Annotated in this window: 19 protein-coding genes; 10 read left to right on the plus strand and 9 right to left on the minus strand. The window is 63.6% G+C overall.

Annotation, left to right across the window (positions count from 1 at the left end):
- The first annotated feature begins 226 nt into the window (after window positions 1-226).
- Genes ACPPVP_RS36805 through ACPPVP_RS36820 form a run of 4 tightly spaced genes read left to right on the plus strand, consistent with a single transcriptional unit; the run spans window position 227 to window position 3,618 of the window.
- A complete protein-coding gene (locus ACPPVP_RS36805) occupies window positions 227-1,048 on the plus strand; it encodes an alpha/beta fold hydrolase (RefSeq protein ID WP_426528437.1) in 822 nt (273 codons plus the stop codon).
- A gap of 59 nt (window positions 1,049-1,107) precedes the next feature.
- Window positions 1,108-2,079: an MBL fold metallo-hydrolase gene (locus ACPPVP_RS36810; RefSeq protein WP_426528438.1), complete on the plus strand. Its 972-nt coding sequence runs from the start codon at window positions 1,108-1,110 to the stop codon at window positions 2,077-2,079.
- A gap of 50 nt (window positions 2,080-2,129) precedes the next feature.
- Window positions 2,130-3,140, plus strand: a complete 1,011-nt coding sequence (locus ACPPVP_RS36815; RefSeq protein ID WP_426528439.1) for an alpha/beta fold hydrolase — start codon at window positions 2,130-2,132, stop codon at window positions 3,138-3,140.
- A 28-nt stretch (window positions 3,141-3,168) separates the two neighbouring features.
- On the plus strand, window positions 3,169-3,618 hold the full coding sequence (locus ACPPVP_RS36820; RefSeq protein ID WP_426528440.1) for a DUF6130 family protein: 450 nt from the start codon (window positions 3,169-3,171) through the stop codon (window positions 3,616-3,618).
- A 23-nt stretch (window positions 3,619-3,641) separates the two neighbouring features.
- Here ACPPVP_RS36820 and ACPPVP_RS36825 read toward each other — a convergent pair whose 3' ends face one another.
- From ACPPVP_RS36825 to ACPPVP_RS36850, 6 genes are all read right to left on the minus strand, one after another.
- On the minus strand, window positions 3,642-4,469 hold the full coding sequence (locus ACPPVP_RS36825) for a TonB family protein (RefSeq protein ID WP_426528441.1): 828 nt from the start codon (window positions 4,467-4,469) through the stop codon (window positions 3,642-3,644).
- Between the two features lie 5 nt (window positions 4,470-4,474).
- The gene (gene exbD, locus ACPPVP_RS36830) at window positions 4,475-4,912 is read right to left on the minus strand and encodes a TonB system transport protein ExbD (protein ID WP_426528442.1); all 438 of its coding nucleotides are present in this window, start codon (window positions 4,910-4,912) and stop codon (window positions 4,475-4,477) included.
- Between the two features lie 18 nt (window positions 4,913-4,930).
- Window positions 4,931-5,692: a tonB-system energizer ExbB gene (exbB, locus tag ACPPVP_RS36835; protein ID WP_426538253.1), complete on the minus strand. Its 762-nt coding sequence runs from the start codon at window positions 5,690-5,692 to the stop codon at window positions 4,931-4,933.
- Window positions 5,693-5,748: 56 nt separating this feature from the next.
- A complete protein-coding gene (gene hutX / locus ACPPVP_RS36840; RefSeq protein ID WP_426528443.1) occupies window positions 5,749-6,264 on the minus strand; it encodes a heme utilization cystosolic carrier protein HutX in 516 nt (171 codons plus the stop codon).
- A gap of 13 nt (window positions 6,265-6,277) precedes the next feature.
- Window positions 6,278-6,613, minus strand: a complete 336-nt coding sequence (locus ACPPVP_RS36845; protein ID WP_426528444.1) for an antibiotic biosynthesis monooxygenase family protein — start codon at window positions 6,611-6,613, stop codon at window positions 6,278-6,280.
- A 136-nt stretch (window positions 6,614-6,749) separates the two neighbouring features.
- A complete protein-coding gene (locus tag ACPPVP_RS36850; RefSeq protein WP_426528445.1) occupies window positions 6,750-9,041 on the minus strand; it encodes a TonB-dependent hemoglobin/transferrin/lactoferrin family receptor in 2,292 nt (763 codons plus the stop codon).
- A 322-nt stretch (window positions 9,042-9,363) separates the two neighbouring features.
- Between ACPPVP_RS36850 and ACPPVP_RS36855 the strand changes: the two genes are divergently transcribed.
- The 5 genes from ACPPVP_RS36855 to ACPPVP_RS36875 all read left to right on the plus strand — a co-directional run bounded on the left by ACPPVP_RS36855 (window position 9,364) and on the right by ACPPVP_RS36875 (window position 13,885).
- Entirely contained in the window at window positions 9,364-9,570 is a 207-nt protein-coding gene (locus ACPPVP_RS36855) for a hemin uptake protein HemP (protein ID WP_426538255.1), read from the plus strand.
- 7 nt (window positions 9,571-9,577) lie between these two features.
- Window positions 9,578-10,528, plus strand: coding sequence for a heme/hemin ABC transporter substrate-binding protein (locus ACPPVP_RS36860; protein ID WP_426528446.1), 951 nt, complete (start codon window positions 9,578-9,580; stop codon window positions 10,526-10,528).
- The gene (locus ACPPVP_RS36865) at window positions 10,525-11,622 is read left to right on the plus strand and encodes a FecCD family ABC transporter permease (protein ID WP_426528447.1); all 1,098 of its coding nucleotides are present in this window, start codon (window positions 10,525-10,527) and stop codon (window positions 11,620-11,622) included. The genes ACPPVP_RS36860 and ACPPVP_RS36865 overlap by 4 nt, the downstream gene beginning before the upstream one ends.
- Window positions 11,619-12,425, plus strand: coding sequence for a heme ABC transporter ATP-binding protein (locus ACPPVP_RS36870; protein WP_426528448.1), 807 nt, complete (start codon window positions 11,619-11,621; stop codon window positions 12,423-12,425). Before ACPPVP_RS36865 ends, ACPPVP_RS36870 begins: the two co-directional genes overlap by 4 nt.
- 107 nt (window positions 12,426-12,532) lie before the next feature.
- A complete protein-coding gene (locus ACPPVP_RS36875) occupies window positions 12,533-13,885 on the plus strand; it encodes an esterase-like activity of phytase family protein (protein WP_426528449.1) in 1,353 nt (450 codons plus the stop codon).
- Window positions 13,886-13,938: 53 nt separating this feature from the next.
- Here ACPPVP_RS36875 and ACPPVP_RS36880 read toward each other — a convergent pair whose 3' ends face one another.
- Window positions 13,939-14,805, minus strand: a complete 867-nt coding sequence (locus ACPPVP_RS36880; protein WP_426528450.1) for a hypothetical protein — start codon at window positions 14,803-14,805, stop codon at window positions 13,939-13,941.
- A 278-nt stretch (window positions 14,806-15,083) separates the two neighbouring features.
- On the opposite strand from ACPPVP_RS36880, the gene ACPPVP_RS36885 reads away from it, so the two are divergent.
- Complete coding sequence (locus tag ACPPVP_RS36885; protein WP_426528451.1) at window positions 15,084-15,659, plus strand: alpha-ketoglutarate-dependent dioxygenase AlkB; 576 nt, start codon at window positions 15,084-15,086, stop codon at window positions 15,657-15,659.
- 78 nt (window positions 15,660-15,737) lie between these two features.
- Here ACPPVP_RS36885 and ACPPVP_RS36890 read toward each other — a convergent pair whose 3' ends face one another.
- Together ACPPVP_RS36890 and serA are read right to left on the minus strand one after the other, a co-directional pair.
- On the minus strand, window positions 15,738-17,420 hold the full coding sequence (locus ACPPVP_RS36890) for a mucoidy inhibitor MuiA family protein (RefSeq protein WP_426528452.1): 1,683 nt from the start codon (window positions 17,418-17,420) through the stop codon (window positions 15,738-15,740).
- Window positions 17,421-17,596: 176 nt separating this feature from the next.
- Window positions 17,597-19,186 carry a phosphoglycerate dehydrogenase gene (gene serA, locus ACPPVP_RS36895; RefSeq protein ID WP_426528453.1) on the minus strand — a complete coding sequence of 530 codons (1,590 nt, stop codon included), beginning with the start codon at window positions 19,184-19,186 and terminating at the stop codon, window positions 17,597-17,599.
- Window positions 19,187-19,204: the final 18 nt, after the last annotated feature.

Genomic DNA, 19,204 nt, shown 5'->3' on the forward strand with positions numbered 1-19,204 from the left:
TGGACGGCCTTTCCAAATTCGAGAAGCTTCTTCTCGATCATATGGAGTGCACGCAAATGCCGCAATCCGATACAGGCTGAGCGTGACGGAGCCTTCGGCGGGCGAGATCGGCAGACTGCTGCGCGGAGCCGCCCATTTCCATCCCGTCAAAATGCGCTGACAGGTCTCATGGCTGCCGAGAAAAGCTGCAATCCGCTCGATTGCTCGCAAAGAGGGAGCACACAAGATGGGCACCATCACGACGACGGACGGCACGCAAATCTTCTATAAGGACTGGGGCGCGGGGCGTCCGGTGGTGTTTTCCCACGGTTGGCCGCTCAATGCGGACGCCTGGGACGACCAGATGTGGTTTCTCACCTCGCATGGCCTGCGGTGCATCGCCCATGACCGGCGCGGTCACGGCCGGTCCAGCCAGCCATGGACCGGCAACGACCTCGACACCTACGCTGGTGACCTTTCGGCACTGATGGAAGCGCTGGATCTTCGGGACGTCGTCATGATCGGACATTCGACCGGTGGCGGCGAAGTGGCGCGCTATCTCGGCCGGTACGGCACGAAGCGCGTCAGCAAGGCCGCGCTCGTCTCCGCCATCCCTCCGCTCATGCTGAAAACCGCAGCGAATCCCGGCGGGCTTCCGATCGAGGTTTTCGACGGTATCCGCGCCGGCCTCATTGCCGATCGATCGCAATACTATCGGGAGCTCGCCGCGCCGTTTTACGGCGCGAACCGACCCGGCTCCAAGGTCTCCCAGGGCGTCAAGGACGCGTTCTGGATGTGGAGCATGCAGGCCGGCATCGCGGGCGCCTATCAATGCATCAAGGCATTCTCGGAAACCGATCTGACCGAAGACATCAAGAAGATCGATATCCCGACGCTGCTGCTCCACGGCGATGACGACCAGATCGTGCCGATCGCCGATTCCACCCTGCTGTCTTCGAAGCTGATCAGGAAGGCCACATTGAAAGTCTATCCCGGCGCGCCGCACGGCTTGATGGCGACACATCGAGATCAATTTAACAGCGATTTGCTTGCCTTCATTCAGGGCTGAGAAAGCATCGAAAGGACATCATCGTTCGGCTGCGGGCTCTGGCACGGGTAGAGGACACCATGGAACTCAACAACAAAAAATGGCCGACGCGACGCAACTTCTGTCTGTGCTGCCTGGGCGGCGCCGCAGCCGCTGCAGGCAGTGGTTGGCTTTCGCCACGTCAGGCCTACGCCGAAGCGCGCGGCATTGTCAGCCTGATCAAAGATAGTGCCGCGGCATCGCCGATCACGACATACAAGCTCCGACACAACATCAGTGTGCTGGAAGGCTCCGGCGGCAACATCGCCGTCCTGACCGGCCCCGAGGGCAAAATGCTGGTCGACGCCGGCATCCGCGTGTCGCGCCCCCAACTCAGCAAGGCATTGGCGGATATCGGCTCGGGGCCTATCACGCATCTCGTCAATACCCACTGGCATTTTGATCACGCCGACGGCAACGAATGGCTGCATTCGGAAGGGGCCCGGATCATTGCACAGGAGAATACGCGAAAACATCTCGCAGGAGTCCAGCGCGTCGAGGACTGGGACTACAATTTTCTCCCGCTCGGTCCGGGCGGAATCCCCAGCGAGGTCTTTTCCGAAGCCCACGGGCTTAAGCTCAATGGCGCTTCGATCGCCTTGAAGTATTACGGCCCTGCCCACACCGATAGCGACATCTCCGTCACATTCTCAGAGGCCAACGTCGTCCACGTCGGCGACACCTTCTGGAACGGTATCTATCCGTTCATCGATTATTCGACCGGCGGCAGCATCGACGGAATGATCGCCGCATCGGACGCCAATCTCGCGTCGACTAACGATGACACCATCATTATTCCCGGACACGGCAAGCCGGTCAGCAACAGGGCTGAACTGCAGGCGTTTCGCGACATGCTTGTCGCGATCCGCGACAACGTCGCGAGGCTGAAAAAACAGGGACGAACCCGCGACGAATCCGTCGCGGCGAAGCCAACCGCGGCCTTCGACGCCAAATGGGGGCAATTCGTCATCGATCCCGGCTTCTTCACCCGGCTGGTGTACGAAGGCGTTTGAGCGCGCACGGCAGTCATCCGCAACAACCCGATTCCGACACGGAGATGGAAATGAAAGTCACAGAAGTTAGGGACGTGCCGCTTCGCCTCGATCGTCGCCGCCTCATTGTCGGAATTTCAGGGATGACCATCGCCGCCGCAGCCTCGCAGAGCGCGTCGGCAAAGTCGTCGCGCGAGGCGTCAGGAACGGCAGTCACCTACCCGGTCACGTATCATAGGACAATGGTGATCGACGGAATCAAGATCTTTTACCGCGAGGCGGGGCCGAAGGATGCGCCCGTCATATTGCTGCTTCATGGGTTTCCGACTTCGTCACACATGTTCCGCAACCTGATCCCGGCGCTGGCGGACCGCTATCGCGTGATAGCTCCCGACTATCCCGGCTACGGTCAGAGCGACATGCCCGATCATGCGACATTCAAATACACGTTCGACCGTTTCGGTGAACTCGTCGGCGGACTGCTCGATCAACTCCGCGTCACCCGCTACGCGATGTATGTGATGGATTACGGCGCGCCCGTAGGCTGGCGGCTGGCACTGAAACAACCCGAACGCATCACCGGTCTGATCGTGCAGAACGGCAACGCCTACGACGAAGGGTTGAAAGAGTTCTGGGATCCAATCAAGAAGTATTGGGCCGACGGATCGGATGCGAGTCGCAAGGCCTTGCTGAAGCTCGTCACGCTGGAGACGACAAAATTTCAGTACACCGACGGGATGTCCGACGTGAGCCGGATTTCGCCCGACAACTGGGTGCACGACCAGGCGCTGCTCGACCGGCCCGGCAACAGCGAAATCCAGATGGACCTGTTCTACGACTACCGCACCAATCTTCCGCTGTATCCCGCGGTGCAAGCCTATTTTCGTAAACACAGGCCTCCGACGCTGATCGTGTGGGGCAAGAACGACTTCATCTTTCCTGCCGATGGCGCGCATCCTTACAAGCGTGATCTCCCGAAAGTGGAATTTCACCTGATCAATACCGGCCATTTCGCGCTGGAGGACAAGTTCGACGAGATGGTTCCGCTGATCCGCGACTTTCTGAACCGCAAGATAGCCTAGCTTCGCCCGCCTCCTGAAAGGAGCGAAAATGTTCACCACGCTCGATTGCGCTGTCGTTCTGGCGGCCTCAACGATATTTGCGGCCACCTCCTTCGCACAAAGTGCGAAAGACATTCGCGGACCTTCGCCGCTGGTCGCGATCGAGGACCAGCCGCCGGCGCGGCTGATCGTCGATCCGCCGCTGGCGAAGCAGCTGGAGCAGGGCCTGGTCTTCATCCAGTACGCCGCGGAGAATCTGCATATCGTACCTGTGTTCGGTAAGGGCGCGCTTGATGTATCGCCACGCATCGGCCACGTCCACATTACCGTCGACGATGCGCCATGGCACTTTGTCGATGCCAGCGGGGAAACGGTCATCGTGGTTGGGCTGAAACCAGGTCCTCACAAAGTGCTGTTCGAACTCGCCGACCCTACGCACCACGTGATTGACAGCAAAACCGTCAGCTTCGAGATTCCGCCGAAGGAGGCGCCGCGCTGACGAGAAGAGTTGGAGGCGTTCCGCTACCGGATATAGAACGCCACCGGCGCGCTGAACGGCATCGAGGACTGTTTCACGTCCGCAGGGAATGCGGGAAACGGCTGCGCGCGGCGCACCATCGCCAGTGTCTCGGCATCCAGCGCCGAATGGCCGGACGAGCCGCCGAGGCCGACGGAAAGCACGCCGCCGCTTCGGCTGAGCGTGAAGCTGACCCGCGAGGTGCCCTGCTGGCCCGCGGCCTTGGCGGCGGGCGGGTATTGCTTGAAGCGTTGCAGATGGGCTGCGACCACCTGCCGATAGGAGGCAAGTGCCGCCGCCGTTGCGCCGGCGTTGGCGGCTGACGCGGCCGGCGCCTGGCGCTCGGCCTTGGGCGAAGCTGTCGTTCGCGGCGCCGGCGGCGCGTCGGAAGGCTTCTTCGCGTCCGGGCGAACCACCTTCGGCTTGACTGGCGTGGGCCTGGCCTCCGGGACCGGCCTGGCGGGCTCCGTCGCCGGCTTCATTTCCAGCTTCTGCTCCGGCGGGGCGACGACTTCCGGCTTCTCCTGCAGCGGCGTCGGCGCGATCTCCTCCTGCACGGTTTCCGCAGTCGCAGGCTCCGGCGGCGAGGCATCGGCCTGCTGCATCACGGGGCCCGGCGCGAGATCCATTTGCGTCGGCTGCGGCGCGGAGGAAACCGGTGCCATGTCGACCATGATCGCAGGCAGGGAGACGCCGGGTACCGGCCGCTGGGTGTACCAGTTCAAGGCCAACGCAATCAGCGCGGCATGCGCAGCCGCGATCGCGAAGGCCGAGGCGCCCCAGCGCCGGACGGCGGCCTGGTCGGAAACCTCATGCAGCGCAAACGCATTCATGGCGGTCAGCTTCGCCCGTCGAGGCCGACCAGCGCGATCTTGAGATAGCCGGCGTTGCGCAACAGGTTCATCACCTCCATCAGGTCGCCATAGCTGACGGCCTTGTCGGCGCGCAGATAGATGCGTTCGTCCTTCTTGCCATGCGTGGCGCTGTCGAGCGTGGCAGTCAGCGTGTCGCGGGCAATCACATCCTCACCCACCGCGACCGACAGATCCGGTTTCACCGTGACGAACACCGGCTTGTCCGGGCGCGGCTGCGGCTCGACCGAGCTGGCCGGCAGATCGACGCCGAGATCGACGGTCGCGAGCGGGGCTGCGACCATGAAGATGATCAGGAGCACCAGCATTACGTCGATGAACGGCGTGACGTTGATCTCGTGAGCCTCGACGAGATCGTCGCCGCCGCGCGCCCTTCCGATTGCTTGACCGAGCTTCGCGCCCATCGCTTTTCACTCCGTCGTTTACTCGGCGGCGCGCGCCAGCCGGAACGAACCGCGATCGCCCTCGCGGCTGATCAGAAGCAGCACCATCGCTGAAGCGTCGCCGAGCAGCGCGCGATGGGCCGCGATGGTACGGGTGAGATGGTTGTAGATCACGACCGCCGGGATCGCCGCGACAAGACCGAGCGCGGTCGCGAGCAACGCTTCCGCAATGCCGGGCGCGACGACGGCGAGATTGGTGGTGTGGGCCTCGGAAATACCGATGAACGAGTTCATGATGCCCCAGACCGTCCCGAACAAGCCGACGAACGGCGCAGTGGCGCCGATGGTCGCGAGCACGCCGGTGCCGCGCGCGATCTGCCGCGACATCGCGGCTTCCACCCGCTCCAGCCGCAGCGCCACGCGTTCCTTGAGGCCGTCGTCGAAATGGCCGCCGGAGAGAGAGGCCTCGCGCGCGGCGGACTGGATGATCTGGGCCACGGCATCGTTGCCGCCACGGCTTTCCTGCTCGACTTTGGCGAGCACCGTGTCGGTTTCCAGCAGGCTCAGCCGCCGTCTGGCGGTCGCCGTCTTGCGACGGACCTCAATGGTTTTTGCCAACCAGATCGTCCACGTCACCAGCGAGGCGAAGGCCAACCCGATCATGACCACCTGCACCACGATGTCCGCATTCACGAACATGTTCCAGGGCGACAAATTGCGCGGCAGCAGCGCGACGTCGGTGGCGGCGCGCGCCGAACCTGGCAAGGCGGCCACGCCGGCCGCTCCACACCAGCGGATCATACCATCCAGAACTGTTCGCTGCATGACCACCTCCTGGACTGACAATGCGGACCGGGCTACGCCTCAGGCGCAGGCGCGATCCTCTCGGCAAGCGCATGAAAGCGCTCCAACTGGTCGCCGCGCAGCGCGCGCGTCTCATCGCGGCCGACGAACACCTTGAACATGATGCCGCCGTCCACATTGACGAACGCGATGAAGGCCGATGATTTGCCCATGAAGGGCCGCTCGACAAAGGCAATCGCCGCGCAGCGCTCATGCCGGAGATGGCCGTGCAGCCCCTTCGGCTGCATCAGGTTGAAATAGCCGCGCCCGACTTCGCCCGCGGGCACGCTGCCCGTGAACTCGAAGATCGCGTCGTCGGTATGGACGATCAGCGTCACCTCGCCCCATTGCGCGACGTCGTTCATGGCAGCGCCAAATTCGCCGCCGGCGCCGATGCGCACCATCGTTTCCGGCAGCGCCTCGAGCACGGCGCGCGGCGTGACCTTGCGCTCCCGCGCGACATCCTCGATGACAGCGCCCGGATTTTCCAACATATACGCCTTGAGGTCGGCGAGCTCCGTGCTCAGCATGACGCTTCCCCCTTCAAGCGGCGGCGCTGGATTTGCGCTCGCTCAGGATCACGTCGAATCCTTCGAACTTGGGATGGCCGAGGTAGAGGCTTTCGCCGGTCTTGTTGTCGGCGCGGGCATGCGCGCGCCGAAACTCTTCCGATTTGGTCCAGGCTTCGAAGGCGGCCTTGTCGGCCCAGGTCGTGTGCGACGAATACAGCGTGTGGTCCTCGAGAACGGGGCCCTTGAGCAGATGAAACTCGACGAAGCCGGCCATGTTGCTCAGATAGGACTCACGCGTGCGCCAGACGGTCTCGAAGGCCGCTTCAGAGCCAATCTTCACCTGGAACCGGTTCATTGCGATAAACATTTGAAATCTCCTTGGCTTCGTTGCTGGGGTGCGCCTGGCGTACCGTTAGAGTTGGTTGGAAACATGGATGCACCGAAGCCGCGCTGGAGCATCAGCGCGGCCCGGTGCAGCTTGATCGGTTGGTCAGCTCGTCGAATTACGCTCCGCCAAAATGGATCTTCAATCCGGCCTTGTAGACCCGGCCCGGTCCGGGGCTCGACCACAACACGTCGTTCTGCGTGGTGCCGTCGGTCGAACTTCCGGGGATAGCATAAGGCCGGTAGTACTGGTTCAACAGATTGTCGATCGACGCCGTAAACATGATGTCCTTGGTCGCATGCCAGGTCAGGTACAGATTGACCAGCTCATACCCGGTCGAAGGCACATAGCCGGCGGGAATGTCGTTGTTGGCGCCGAACGAGGACCACTGCGCCGCCAGGATCAGCCTGCGGTCGAGCAGCCTCACGCCGCCGGTCGTGGTGATCTTGCGCGGCGTGATGGTCGCCAGCCCGATATTGGTCGCGACGTTCTTGCCGCGGATCAGGTGGCCTGCGACACCGACATACCACAGGCCGGCATCATACATCGTTTCGGCTTCGACGCCTTCGATCCGGGCATGCGCGATGTTCTGGTACTGATAGAACTGCGAGAACGAGCCGAACGGCGGCACCGGCACCGGCGTGGAAGCAACGAGGTCGATATAGCCATCGACGTCGTTGCGGAACACGTTGAACTTGCCGCGGAAGCTGTCGCCGGACGTAAAGATGTCATTGTACTTCAGGTTGAGGCCGACTTCCTTGTTCTTGCCGACCTCCGGCCGCAGGTTCGGGTTGGGCAGGAAGCAGAACAGTGCCGCGGTTCCATCCGCGCAGGTGAAGAACGGAGGACCGCCACCGGTGGCGTGACCACCCGAAATCAAGGTCTCCGTGATTGAGGGCGCGCGATAGCCCTCGGCATAGCTGACATAGGGCGTGAAGCCCGCCACCGGGGTCACACCGACGGTGATCTTGGGCGAGAAACGATCGCCGCCGCCACCGGTCGCCACCGTGGGCGAGTGAAGATCGTAGCGATCGTAGCGGATCGCGCTGACGACCTCGAGCCAGGTCGAATAGTTCTGCTTCAACTGCGCGAATCCGCCGGACACAGTACGCAGGCCGCTGGGCGTGGTGATGTTGGAGTTGCCGCGGCTGTCCTTTGTGCTCACGTCATCCTGGAACGCATCGATCCCGAGCGTCACGGCGTTACGCCAGTCGCCGACATTGAATCTCGTCGTGTTGTAGACGTCGATCCCGAGCGTATCGAGCACGTAGCTCCGCTTGTCACCAACGCAGCCTGAAATGTTGTTGCCCAAGCCGCCGCCACAATAGGCCGATGGCGTCGAGCTGAGGTGCGCGGTCTTGGTCTGGTCGTTGTCGGTACGATTGCCGTACAGCGACATATTCCAATCCCAGAGATTGTCGTCCGGCTTGCTGTATTTCCAGGTCAGCGTGCCCATGTAGTTCTTGGCGTCGGACGCATAGACCGACGATCCCTGAAACAGCGCACGTTGCGCCGCGGTCAGCACCGGTCCGCGGTTGAACTGGCCAATGCTGTATTGATAATCCTGGAACACGCCGCCGAGCTTGATCTCATGGCCTTCGGCAGGGCGTACCGTAACCTTCATCAATCCGGCAGCAAGCTCGTTGCCGGTATTGCCGATTTCGGTGCCGTTGCCGTCCTTGTAATTGCCCTGGGTGCGGTACACTGCGCCGCCGAAAACATCGACATTGGGATCGGCGCGGACGCCGCCGAAGATCGAGCCGAGGCCGCGGGCATTGTTGGTGCCGCCGGAGCCGGTCAGGTCGACGCCCCAGCGCTCGCCGGGGCGCACTACGTCGTTGATGTCCTTGGTGCGGAATGAGACCAGGCCGCCAATCGCGCCCGACCCGTAGATATTCGCGGTCGGGCCGCGCACCACATCGACACCGCCGACCAGTTCGGGATCGAGGAAGAACGAGCCGTTGGCGTTGTGGCCGGAGCGCTGGTAGTTCTGCCGCGCACCGTCGACGACGACCGCGACGCGGCCGAAATCCTGCAGGCCGCGGATGTTGATGACGGTCGCGGGATCGTCGCCACGCTCCTGAAACGACACGCCGGGTACGTTGTAGAAGATGTCGGACAGCCGGTTCGGCTGCAGGCCCTGGATCTGCTCCATCGACACCGAACTGACCGGCGCCAGTGCGTCGATCGCGCGCTCCTCGGTCTTCGAGGCTGCCACCGTGATCGTATCGAGCGATTGCACCGCCGGGCCGCCAGCCTGCGCGCGCGCATTCATCGCCGCTGCGGTGGCCTGCGCAGCCTGCTGCGGCTTGGCTTGCTGGCGCTTGGCCTGCTTCTGCTTTTTCTGTTCGGCAGAGCGCGTGACGGCCTCCGCTTCCAGCGCCTGCGTGAACGCAGCGCCTGACGACATCAATGCAAACGAAAATGCCGACGCGCCCACAACCAAGGCGCGCGAATGCCTAGCCCCGAAAGCCATACTGCCCCAACCTGTTATTTGTGTCTTGGGTTTGGCTGGCGGGCACCGCGGTGATGCGCGGCTGCTTGCTGGCTAACAATTTTCGCGACCGGGCACCCCCGCTCGTATCGCGTTCATCTTGGTTACGCCGCGTTGCGGGAACGGTCAATAACGGCACGGCGCAGTTTATATCGATTGTAAAATGCAGCAGTTGGATTGCGCGTCGATCGAATTATACAAGCAACTGGTTGGGAACAGCGGGGGCGCAACAGCAATTATGACGGCACCTTCAGAAGATAATATCGGAGGCGCCGGGAAAAATGCCGAAAATCCGCCGTCTGCGACGCGCCTTCTCACCATGAACGGCAGCCGAATCGACAGCCGCGAATTGTTCGCGACCGAGCGGGAAATCATTATCGCGCATGGTGGAGACAATTATCGCCTGCGGCTGACGTCGCAGAACAAGCTGATCCTGACCAAGTGAACCGACAATGACAATTTGTCGCACGCTCGCAATTTCGGCCGTCACGGGCTGCTTCATGCTCGGCGGCGCGGCCGTTGCCGCGGGCATTACCGTGCATGACGCCCGCAACCGCGACGTCACGATATCGGACCCCGCGCGGATCGTGTCGATCGGCGGCGCGATCACCGAAATCCTCTACGCGCTCGGTTTCGAAGGCCGCCTCGCTGGCGTCGACACCACCAGCCTCTATCCGGCCGCGGCGCGCGACAAGCCGAATGTCGGCTATATGCGCCAGCTTTCGGCCGAAGGCGTGCTCGGGCTCAATCCTTCGCTGGTGCTCGCCGTACAGGGCTCCGGGCCGAAGGAAACCATGGACGTGCTGGAAGCGGCCAAGGTGCCGCTGGTGCTGGTGCCCGAAACCTTTTCCGAACAGGGGTTGATCGAGAAGATCAAGCTGGTCGGCCACGCCATGGGCGCGGACAAGCAGGCCGAATGCCTGACCGCGGCGGTGACGGACGATCTGACGCAACTGCGCGAGCTGCGCGCCAAGGTGACGAAGCCGGTCCGCGTGATGTTCGTGATGTCGCTATTGAACGGCCGGGCGATGGCTGCGGGCCACAAGACCGCCGCCAACGAGATCATCGCGCTCGCCGGCGCCGTCAACGCGATCGACGGCTATGACGGCTACAAGATCATCAACGACGAGGCGATCGTCGCTGCAAAGCCCGACGTGGTGCTCTCGATCCAGCGCGGCAAGGATTCGGTGGAGGCGGAGACGGTGTACCTCCATCCGGCCTTCGCGCTGACCCCGGTCGCGGCCAACAAGACTTTCATCTCGATGGAAGGCCTCTATCTACTCGGCTTCGGGCCGCGCACGGCGGTCGCAGCGCGCGACCTCTCGATCCAGCTCTATCCGGCGCTGGCGCCGCATGCCGAGAAATTCAAGCCGGCGGCAGTCAACGCAAACTGCCGGCTGTGACGGCCCTCTCCGACAGCACGGAACGTGCCAAGCAGCGCAGCGGATACGCGTTCCGTCCGCCCGCGTCCCTCACCGTCATTTGCCTGCTCGCCGCGCTTGCCGCCGCGGCGCTGATCGCGCTGACGATGGGCGCTGCCGGCATTCCGCTGGCGCGGCTGCCGGCCGCGCTCGGCCTGTGGGCGGACGCTGCAGCGGGACCAAGCCTCGCGCGCGACCAGCTCGTATTGTGGTCGATCCGGATTCCGCGGATCGCGGCAGCCGCGATGGTCGGCGCCCTGCTCGCGACATCGGGCGCCATTATGCAGGGACTGTTTCGAAACCCCCTCGCCGACCCCGCACTGGTCGGCGTTTCCTCCGGCGGCGCGTTTGCAGCGGCGGCAGCGATCGTCTTCACCGACAGCCACCCCGGCGAGAGCCTCCGCTTCATGCAGAATCAGTTGCTGCCGATCGCGGCCTTCGCCGGCTCGCTGGGGACGACGATCGTTCTGTATGGGATCGCGAGCCGCTCGGGGCGGACGTCGATTGCGATCTTCCTGCTGGCCGGCATTGCGATTGCCGCCATCGCCAATGCCGGCATCGGGCTCCTGGTGTTCATCGCCGACGATCGCCAGTTGCGCGATATCACGTTCTGGATGCTGGGCTCGCTGAGCGGCGCGACCTGGCCCAAGCTCGCCACGCTGGCGCCGGTGCTGGGGCTTGCTTTGATTGCCTGCGTCTCGATCGCGCGCGGGCTTGATGTGCTGGTGCTCGGCGAGGCCGAGGCTTTTCACAACGGCGTCGACGTCGAGCGGCTGAAGCGGATTTCGATCGTGCTGGTGTCGGCGATGACCGGCGTTGCGGTATCGGTCTGCGGCGTGGTCGGCTTTGTCGGCATCGTGGTGCCGCATCTGCTGCGGCTGGTGATCGGGCCGGCGCACCGGCTGCTGCTGCCGACCTCGATGCTGTTGGGCGCGGTGCTGATGGTGGGCGCCGACACGCTGGCGCGCACCATCGTGGCGCCGGCGGAAATGCCGATCGGCATCCTGACGGCGGCGATCGGCGCGCCGTTTTTCTTAGGCATGCTGTTGCGCCAGCGCGGGCTGGTTCCGCTATGACCGCCATTCTCGAAGCCCAATCGATCTCGATGACGATCGGGGGCGCCACGCTGGTCGACGGCATCGACCTGCGCATCAAGGCCGGCGAGATGGTCGCGATCGTCGGTCCCAACGGCGCCGGCAAATCGACGCTGCTGCGGATGCTGTCCGGCGACCTCCGCCCGACGCGCGGCCAAATCCGGTTGAAGCAGCGCGAGATCCACCTCTATCCGCCGCGCCAGCTCGCCTATCACCGCACGATGCTGTCGCAGCATGTCAACGTCACCTTCCCGTTCACCGTCGAGGAGATCGTCCATATGGGCGCTGGCGACGCCGGCCGCTCCGCCGCGCAACGGCTGGTCGATGCCGCACTCGACGAGGTCGGACTGGCCCCATTCAGTCACCGGCAATTGCCGACGCTTTCCGGCGGCGAACAGCAACGCGCGCATTTTGCCCGCGTGCTGGTGCAACTCGCCTGCGGCGAACAACAGCACGGCCCCGGCCTGCTATTGCTGGACGAGCCGACTTCCAGCCTCGATATGCGCCACCAGATCGATCTGGTGGAGACGGCGCGGCGGCGCGCGCAGAACGGTACGGCCGTGATTGCCGTGCTGCACGACCTCAATCTGGCGATGCGCTTCGCCGACCGGATCGTGCTGCTGCATCGCGGCAAGCTTGCCGTCGACGGCGGCCGCGCGGAGGCGATCACGGCCGAGACCATCCGCCGGATTTTCGAGGTCGACGTCACGATCGACTATACCGACGGCGGCGTGCCGTTCCTGCTGCCGCAGACGATGCGGCCCGCAGGCCCGCCAACGGCATAACGCCGCAGCCTTATCCAACGGCGTTACAGGTTCTTCACAGAACTGTCAGCCAGCTGTAACAGCCGCTCCGCAAGACACTCCGCATCGTCATCATGAGGAGATCCGCCATGCGCGTGTCATTGCTCTGCTCCGTCGCGTCCATCTTTCTGGCCAGTGCTGCATTTGCACAGGGCGAAGGCGAGTTTCCCGCCACGCTGAAGAGCCACGCCGTGCTGCCGGCGCAGAGCTTCATCGATGCGCCCGTGGATGCGCCGGACGATCTCAAGACCGCGGGCAAATACACCACCGGCAAGCGCGTCGATACCGTCGGCAGCGTGATGGGCAAGTCTTACGAGCGCCCCACCGGCGTATCGCTGCCGTTCAAGGGCCAGCCGCTGCAGGGCCATTCCGGCATCAAGGTGATGCCGGACGGTTCGTTCTGGGTGCTCACCGACAACGGCATGGGCTCGCGCTACAACTCGGCCGACTCGATGCTCTATCTGAACCGCCACAAGATCGACTGGGCGAGCGGCAAGATCGAGCGACAGGAAACCGTCTTCCTGCACGATCCCGACAAGAAGGTGCCGTTCCGCATCGTGCATGAGGACACTGCAAAGCGCTATCTCACCGGTGCCGATTTCGACACCGAGGGCTTTCAGGTCATCGGCGACACCTTCTGGATCGGCGACGAGTTCGGACCCTATGTGCTGAAGGCCGACAGGATGGGCAAGATTCTCGCCGTGTTCGAAACCATCGCCGACGGCAAGCCGGTGCGCTCGCCCGACCATTGGTCGGTGCAGTCGCCGGGCGCACCCGGGGCGACCTACACCAGTGTCAATCTGCGCCGCTCCAAGGGCTATGAAGGTTTTGCGTCGTCGAAGGACGGCAAATTCCTCTATGGTCTGCTCGAGGGCCCGCTGTGGGATGCCGAGAAAAAGGACTGGGAAAAGCTCGACGGCAAGGAAGCCTCGCGGATTCTCGAATTCGACGTCGTGAACGAAAAATTCACCGGCCGCTACTGGCAATATGTGTTCGAGCAGAACGGCAACGCCATCGGCGACTTCAACATGATCGACGCCTCCAGCGGCCTGATCATCGAGCGCGACAATGGCGAGGGCACCGCCGACAAGGCCTGCCCGGCCGGCCAGCGCGGCGAGAACTGCTTTCCGGATCTCGCCAAATTCAAGCGCGTCTACAAGGTCGAACTGTCCGACGCCAATGTCGGCAAGCCGGTGCGCAAGATCGCCTATATCGATTTGATGAAAATCCGCGATCCCGACAACAAGGCCCGCAAGCCGCTTAACGACGGCGTGCTGACCTTCCCGTTCTTCACCATAGAGAACGTCGACCGCGTCGATGAGACGCATATCATCGTCGGCAACGACAACAACCTGCCGTTCTCGTCGAGCCGCGATCCCAACAAGGCGGATGATAACGAGTTCGTGCTGCTGGAAGTCGGCGAGTTTTTGAAGGCGAAGTAAAGGTGCTTCTCCCTCTCCCCGCTCTTTCGCGGGGGGAGGGAGAAGACCAAACGCTACGGCAGCACGGTGGCTCGCCGTCGGCCGAGTGCATTCGATCGATCCATCCACTCCGGCAGGGGCGCACCGTCGCGATGCCGTCCGCCGGCGCACGCCGCGGCCCAGGCAGCCACAGCACCGAGCAGGATCGCGGTCGCGACCGAGAAGGCGAGGATCACGGTGCTGCGCCGTGACCTTGCAATGGCTGTCGTGGCGCTCGCAATGACGCCATCGACCCTGCGTTCCGCGTCGGCTGCGGCGAGGCCGGTCAGCGCACCGACTTGCTGGACAAGGTAGGTTCGGTCGTCCGCGCTCATGCCGCTATGACTTGAAGTGGTGAGCAGGATCCGGCCGGCTTCGGCGCGCTCGGCGCTGAGATCCACGTTGGGTGCGCGGCGGCCGGCGCGAAATAGCCGATCCAGTTCATAGCTCAAGAGCGGCTCGGCCGCACTCGCCTGCGCTGCGCCACGCGCCGACGATGTCCGACTAACGGTAGCCGCGCCAATCCAGGTGACCAGAAGGGCACCCATGACAACGGCTAGTGCCCAGGTACCCAGCCCATGGGCGCCGTCAACGTGCTCTGTTTCGCCGACCGCATCCGTACCGATCGGGGTACGGGTATGCCCGGCGATGTAGCCGCCGACGCCGAAGCTGAGCACGGCCTGGATGATCAGATAGAGGCCCGACAGGATCGCAAGTGCCGTGGACGTGTCGCGCCAGGTTGGCGCCGTCGACGTGACGCCGAGGCCAATCGTGACTGCAAACGTCAGCAAAACCGAGGACAGCGCAGTGGCCGCGAGCGCGCCGAGCACGATCGGCGACCATTGCAGAAACCGTGGCGCGACATCGCTTCGCGTCCCCGGTGAGATATTTTCCATCGACATGTGCATGGCCTCAGCGGAGGCCGAAGAAGGACAGCACTGCCAGAATCACGACAACCAGGCCGACAAGATAGATAAGACCGTTCATGATTTTTCCTCCGTATGTCCCGCCGCCATTTCTCAAGCGACAATCTTCCCAAATCGGCAAAGTTCCCCGCGCGCACAGGAAAAACTTGCAAACCGTAATCCCCGGTTGCCGGGTCAACCCATTGGGGGCGTATCTTTATTTGCCTGCCTCGATCCCCATATCGGATTCACAATTACATTCCGAGGACGGCGGCGTGACGCAGCAGCTCGCACTTTTTCCGCAACAGAAGACTTCGCCGCAGGGCCTTGCGGTCGCTGAAGAGTTCATCTCGCCCGCGCTCGAGCGCGAGCTCATCGGCCATGTCTCGGCGTTGCCGCTGCAGCCGTTTCAGTTCGGCGCCTTCGAAGGCAAGCGCCGAGTGGCCTCGTTCGGGTTCCGCTACGATTACACGCTGCAGCGCTTGCAGCCGGCCGCGCCGATTCCCGGCTGGCTTCTTCCGCTGATAGAAAGCGTCGAGGCCTATGGCGGGCCGTCAACGCGAATTGCGCAGGTGCTCTGCACTGAATACGACGTCGGCGTTGGAATCGGTTGGCACCGCGACAAGCCGCATTTCGACCGGATCTTCGGCCTCTCGCTTGGGTCACCGTGCAAGTTCCGGTTTCGGCGCGCGGTCGGCGAAAAATGGCAGCGCTACACGCTCGAGGCCGCGCCGCGTTCGCTTTATCTCATGTCAGGCGAATCGCGGCGCATCTGGGAACACAGCATTCCCGCCGTCGAGGCGCCGCGATACTCCATCACCTTCCGCACCATGGCTGACGGAAAGGACTAGCGGCGCCCGAATTTGAGCTCCCTCCGCCCGTTCGCGGGGGGAGGGAGACCCGCGGTGTCAGCGAGCGTAAAGCAAGCTTCAGCCCGCCGGCACCATCACGACGCCCTTGTCCTTGGGCCAGCGTATCCGCCAGGCGAAGTTGATGTCCCTGACTTCACCTGCCTTGGCCTCAAACGCCCATTCCAGCACGCCGCGTTTATCGCGGATGTTGCTTGCGGTCGGCGCGGTCGTCGACGGCAGCATGTCGACCACGATGTCCTCGTGCTCGCTGACCGGCAACTGATCCTCGATCGCGATCCGGATCGGGAAGTCGTGGCCGTTGCGTACCGTGGTCTTGAACGCGCGTTCGTCGGTCTTCGACGTCGTCACGATCAGCCCGGCCGATCCCTCGTTGCGTTTGACGACGGCGCGCTCGATCTTGACCTTGTCGTCGGCGCCAAAGCCGAGCCGCACGGTTTCGTCCTTGCTGGCGGCCGCCATCTGGCCACGGCCGACGAACACGCCGTCGCGATAGATCGCGACCCGGCCGGGCAGCAGCGGCGCATCCTCGGTCTGCTTGAAGCTCGCTTCCAGGAACGCGGTCGGGTCGAGCACCGGCACGGCGCGGACCGCGAGGTCGGGCGCAATGCTCGCACTGGAGACACGCAGGCTCTTGGCGCCTTCGCTGGCACCAAGGCTGACGCGGCCCGGAATCTTGAACACCACCTGGAAGCCGCTGACATCGGCCGCAGCCTGTTGCTCGGCCGCCTTCTCCATCACGGGCTCCTCGCTCTTCCCCCCGCTGGAGCGGAGCAGCCTCTGCCTGTCCGGCGCGGGTGCCGCCGAGGGCATTGCAGAATCCAATAAGCCCGCCGCCATCGGACGCGGTACTTGCGGGTATTGAACGACGAGGGACTTCAGGTCGGGCGCGTGGCCGCCGCGTGCGGTTCGCACGGTGGAAACGGCGAGCGCGACATTCGACCAGTCCTCGCCGGTGTTTTGGGTGATTTCGGCGCGGCGTACCAGTTCGAGCGCGGGCTTGCGGTCGTTCGCGCCGGTGTCGAGGCGGGCGTCGTAGAGCGGCACCCAGCGCGCGTTGCGCACCGCATAGGTCACGCGCAGCGTCGCTTTGGTCGCGGCGGCAGCCGCGAGTTCGATCCGGACTTCCAGCTTGCCCGCCGGCTTCTGCGCCCGGTCCTGCTCGAGACGCGCAATTTCGCGGTCGAGTTCGCGCTGCTTGCGTTCGGCATCGCGGATGGCAGCCTCGGTGCTGGCGACTTCCTCGCCGACCGCGGCAAACGCCGCGCGCCATTCGGCGATCGGCCGCGCCTCGCCCTTGTCGCCGATCCCTACCGGAGAAATATTCGCGAATCGTTCGGCGAATTTACGCCGGGCGGTGGCGGCATCGATCGCGCCCTGCAGATTGACGCGCTCGTCCTTCAACGCCTCGATGCGCTTGTCGAGTTCGGGCAAATTGACCGGCGGCGCCGCGCGCGGCGGTCTTGCGTCGATCGCGCCGATCGTAAGTTTCGCGCCCGCCTCACCCTCCACCCGCAGCGAGGACGGATCGAGCGTCAGCGAAAAATCCTTCAGAACGGCGGAATTCTCGCCGGCCGGCAAATCGAGCGAGATGACCCGCGTGACGCTGGCGCCGTCGGGATAGACTGTGACCGCATCGACCGCCGAGCTGGCCGCTATGTCTGCCGCCCGCACCGGGCCGCCCGCAAGCGCCGTGAACACGACAAGGCTCGTCGTCCAAAAACCGTTCGTAATCAATCGCATGGATACCCTCCTGAACCGGTCGCCTGATGGCAACGCGCAATAGCCGCCCACCACTCCCGGTCATGAGACGCAGCGACGGAGAAACCGGTTCGATCGGAACTTCCATGTGACTTCGCCGCGGCGGGACCGCGGCGAAGGATAGGCAATCCCCTTGAAGGGAAAGAAACGACGCGTGGTTAGAACACCAGCGCCTTGGCCTGCTTTACCTGGGGCAAGGCTTGCACCTTCGTCAGCACGTCCGCCGGGACCGGCCCGTCGATCTCGACCAGCGCGATGGCGTCGCCGCCCTGCTTGACACGGCCGAGATGGAAGGTGGCGATGTTGATCCTGGCGTCGCCGAGCAGTCCGGCGAAGCTGCCGATGAAGCCGGGCTTGTCCTCGTTGGTGACATAGATCATCGACTTGCCGAACTCGGCGTCAACCCGGATGCCCTTGATGTCGACCAGCCGCGGCTTGCCATCGTGATAGACGGTGCCGGACACCGAGCGTTCCTGCCGTTCGGTGGTGACGGCCACCGTGATCAGGCTTTCGTAATCGCTCTGCGCCGCACGCACGATCTCGTCCACCACCATGCCGCGCTCTTTCGCGACAACCGGCGCGGAGACCACGTTGACGTCGCCGAGCATCGGCCGCAGCAGGCCCGACAGCACCGCCGAGGTGATCGCCTTGATCTTCATCTCGGCGACCTGCCCCTCATAGGTGATCTCGACTTTCAGGATGCCGCTCTCGGTGAGCTGGCCTGCGAACGAGCCGAGCTTTTCGGCGAGCTCGATGAACGGCTTCAGCTTCGGCGCTTCCTCAGCGGTGATCGACGGGAAATTCACCGCATTCGAGATCGCACCGGTCAGCAGATAATCCGACATCTGCTCGGCGACCTGAAGGGCGACGTTCTCCTGCGCTTCCGTGGTGGAGGCGCCGAGATGCGGGGTGCAGATCACGTTGGGATGGCCGAACAGCACGTTCTTGGTGGCGGGCTCCTCGACGAACACGTCAAAGGCGGCGCCCGCGACATGCTTGGAATTCAGCGCGTCGACCAGCGCCTGCTCGTCGACCAGGCCGCCGCGGGCGCAGTTGATGATACGCACGCCCTTCTTCATTTTCGCAATCGCTGCTGCGTCGATGATGTTCCTGGTCTTCTCGGTCAGCGGCGTGTGCAGCGTGATGAAATCGGCGCGCTTGAACAATTCGTCGAGTTCGACCTTCTCGACGCCGATGTCCTTGGCGCGCTCGGGCGACAGGAACGGATCGAACGCGATCACCTTCATGCGCAGGCCGAGCGCGCGGTCGGCGGCGATTGCACCGATATTGCCGCAACCGATCACGCCCAGCGTCTTGCCGGTGATCTCGACGCCCATGAAACGGTTCTTCTCCCACTTGCCCGCCTGCGTCGAGGCGTCGGCCTGCGGAATTTCACGCGCCAGCGCCAGCATCAAGGTAATGGCGTGTTCGGCGGTCGTGATCGAATTGCCGAACGGCGTGTTCATCACGATGATGCCCTTGGCGGTCGCCGCCGGGATCTCGACATTGTCGACGCCGATGCCGGCGCGGCCGATCACTTTCAACCTGGTGGCCTTGTCGATGATCTTGGCGGTGGCCTTGGTCGCGGAGCGAATTGCAAGGCCGTCGTAATTGCCGATGATCTCGGCGAGCTTGTCCTTGTCCTTGCCGAGATTGGGCTGGAAGTCGACCTCGACGCCGCGGTCTTTGAAGATCTGCACGGCCGCGGGAGACAGCGCGTCGGAAATGAGAACTTTGGGTTTTGTCATCTGGGTCTACCTGCAGAG

Source organism: Bradyrhizobium sp. McL0615, assembly GCF_049993905.1.
GTDB lineage: Bacteria > Pseudomonadota > Alphaproteobacteria > Rhizobiales > Xanthobacteraceae > Bradyrhizobium.

Bases quoted from the DNA above. Each gene is read 5' to 3' on its own strand.
- serA (WP_426528453.1), bottom strand. From the start codon at position 19,186: ATGACAAAACCCAAAGTTCTCATTTCCGACGCGCTGTCTCCCGCGGCC.
- ACPPVP_RS36880 (WP_426528450.1), bottom strand. From the start codon at position 14,805: ATGTCGATGGAAAATATCTCACCGGGGACGCGAAGCGATGTCGCGCCA.
- ACPPVP_RS36890 (WP_426528452.1), bottom strand. From the start codon at position 17,420: ATGCGATTGATTACGAACGGTTTTTGGACGACGAGCCTTGTCGTGTTC.
- ACPPVP_RS36860 (WP_426528446.1), top strand. From the start codon at position 9,578: ATGACAATTTGTCGCACGCTCGCAATTTCGGCCGTCACGGGCTGCTTC.
- ACPPVP_RS36850 (WP_426528445.1), bottom strand. From the start codon at position 9,041: ATGTCGTCAGGCGCTGCGTTCACGCAGGCGCTGGAAGCGGAGGCCGTC.
- ACPPVP_RS36810 (WP_426528438.1), top strand. From the start codon at position 1,108: ATGGAACTCAACAACAAAAAATGGCCGACGCGACGCAACTTCTGTCTG.
- ACPPVP_RS36855 (WP_426538255.1), top strand. From the start codon at position 9,364: ATGACGGCACCTTCAGAAGATAATATCGGAGGCGCCGGGAAAAATGCC.
- hutX (WP_426528443.1), bottom strand. From the start codon at position 6,264: ATGCTGAGCACGGAGCTCGCCGACCTCAAGGCGTATATGTTGGAAAAT.
- exbB (WP_426538253.1), bottom strand. From the start codon at position 5,692: ATGATCCGCTGGTGTGGAGCGGCCGGCGTGGCCGCCTTGCCAGGTTCG.
- exbD (WP_426528442.1), bottom strand. From the start codon at position 4,912: ATGGGCGCGAAGCTCGGTCAAGCAATCGGAAGGGCGCGCGGCGGCGAC.
- ACPPVP_RS36820 (WP_426528440.1), top strand. From the start codon at position 3,169: ATGTTCACCACGCTCGATTGCGCTGTCGTTCTGGCGGCCTCAACGATA.
- ACPPVP_RS36805 (WP_426528437.1), top strand. From the start codon at position 227: ATGGGCACCATCACGACGACGGACGGCACGCAAATCTTCTATAAGGAC.
- ACPPVP_RS36845 (WP_426528444.1), bottom strand. From the start codon at position 6,613: ATGTTTATCGCAATGAACCGGTTCCAGGTGAAGATTGGCTCTGAAGCG.
- ACPPVP_RS36815 (WP_426528439.1), top strand. From the start codon at position 2,130: ATGAAAGTCACAGAAGTTAGGGACGTGCCGCTTCGCCTCGATCGTCGC.
- ACPPVP_RS36825 (WP_426528441.1), bottom strand. From the start codon at position 4,469: ATGAATGCGTTTGCGCTGCATGAGGTTTCCGACCAGGCCGCCGTCCGG.
- ACPPVP_RS36875 (WP_426528449.1), top strand. From the start codon at position 12,533: ATGCGCGTGTCATTGCTCTGCTCCGTCGCGTCCATCTTTCTGGCCAGT.
- ACPPVP_RS36870 (WP_426528448.1), top strand. From the start codon at position 11,619: ATGACCGCCATTCTCGAAGCCCAATCGATCTCGATGACGATCGGGGGC.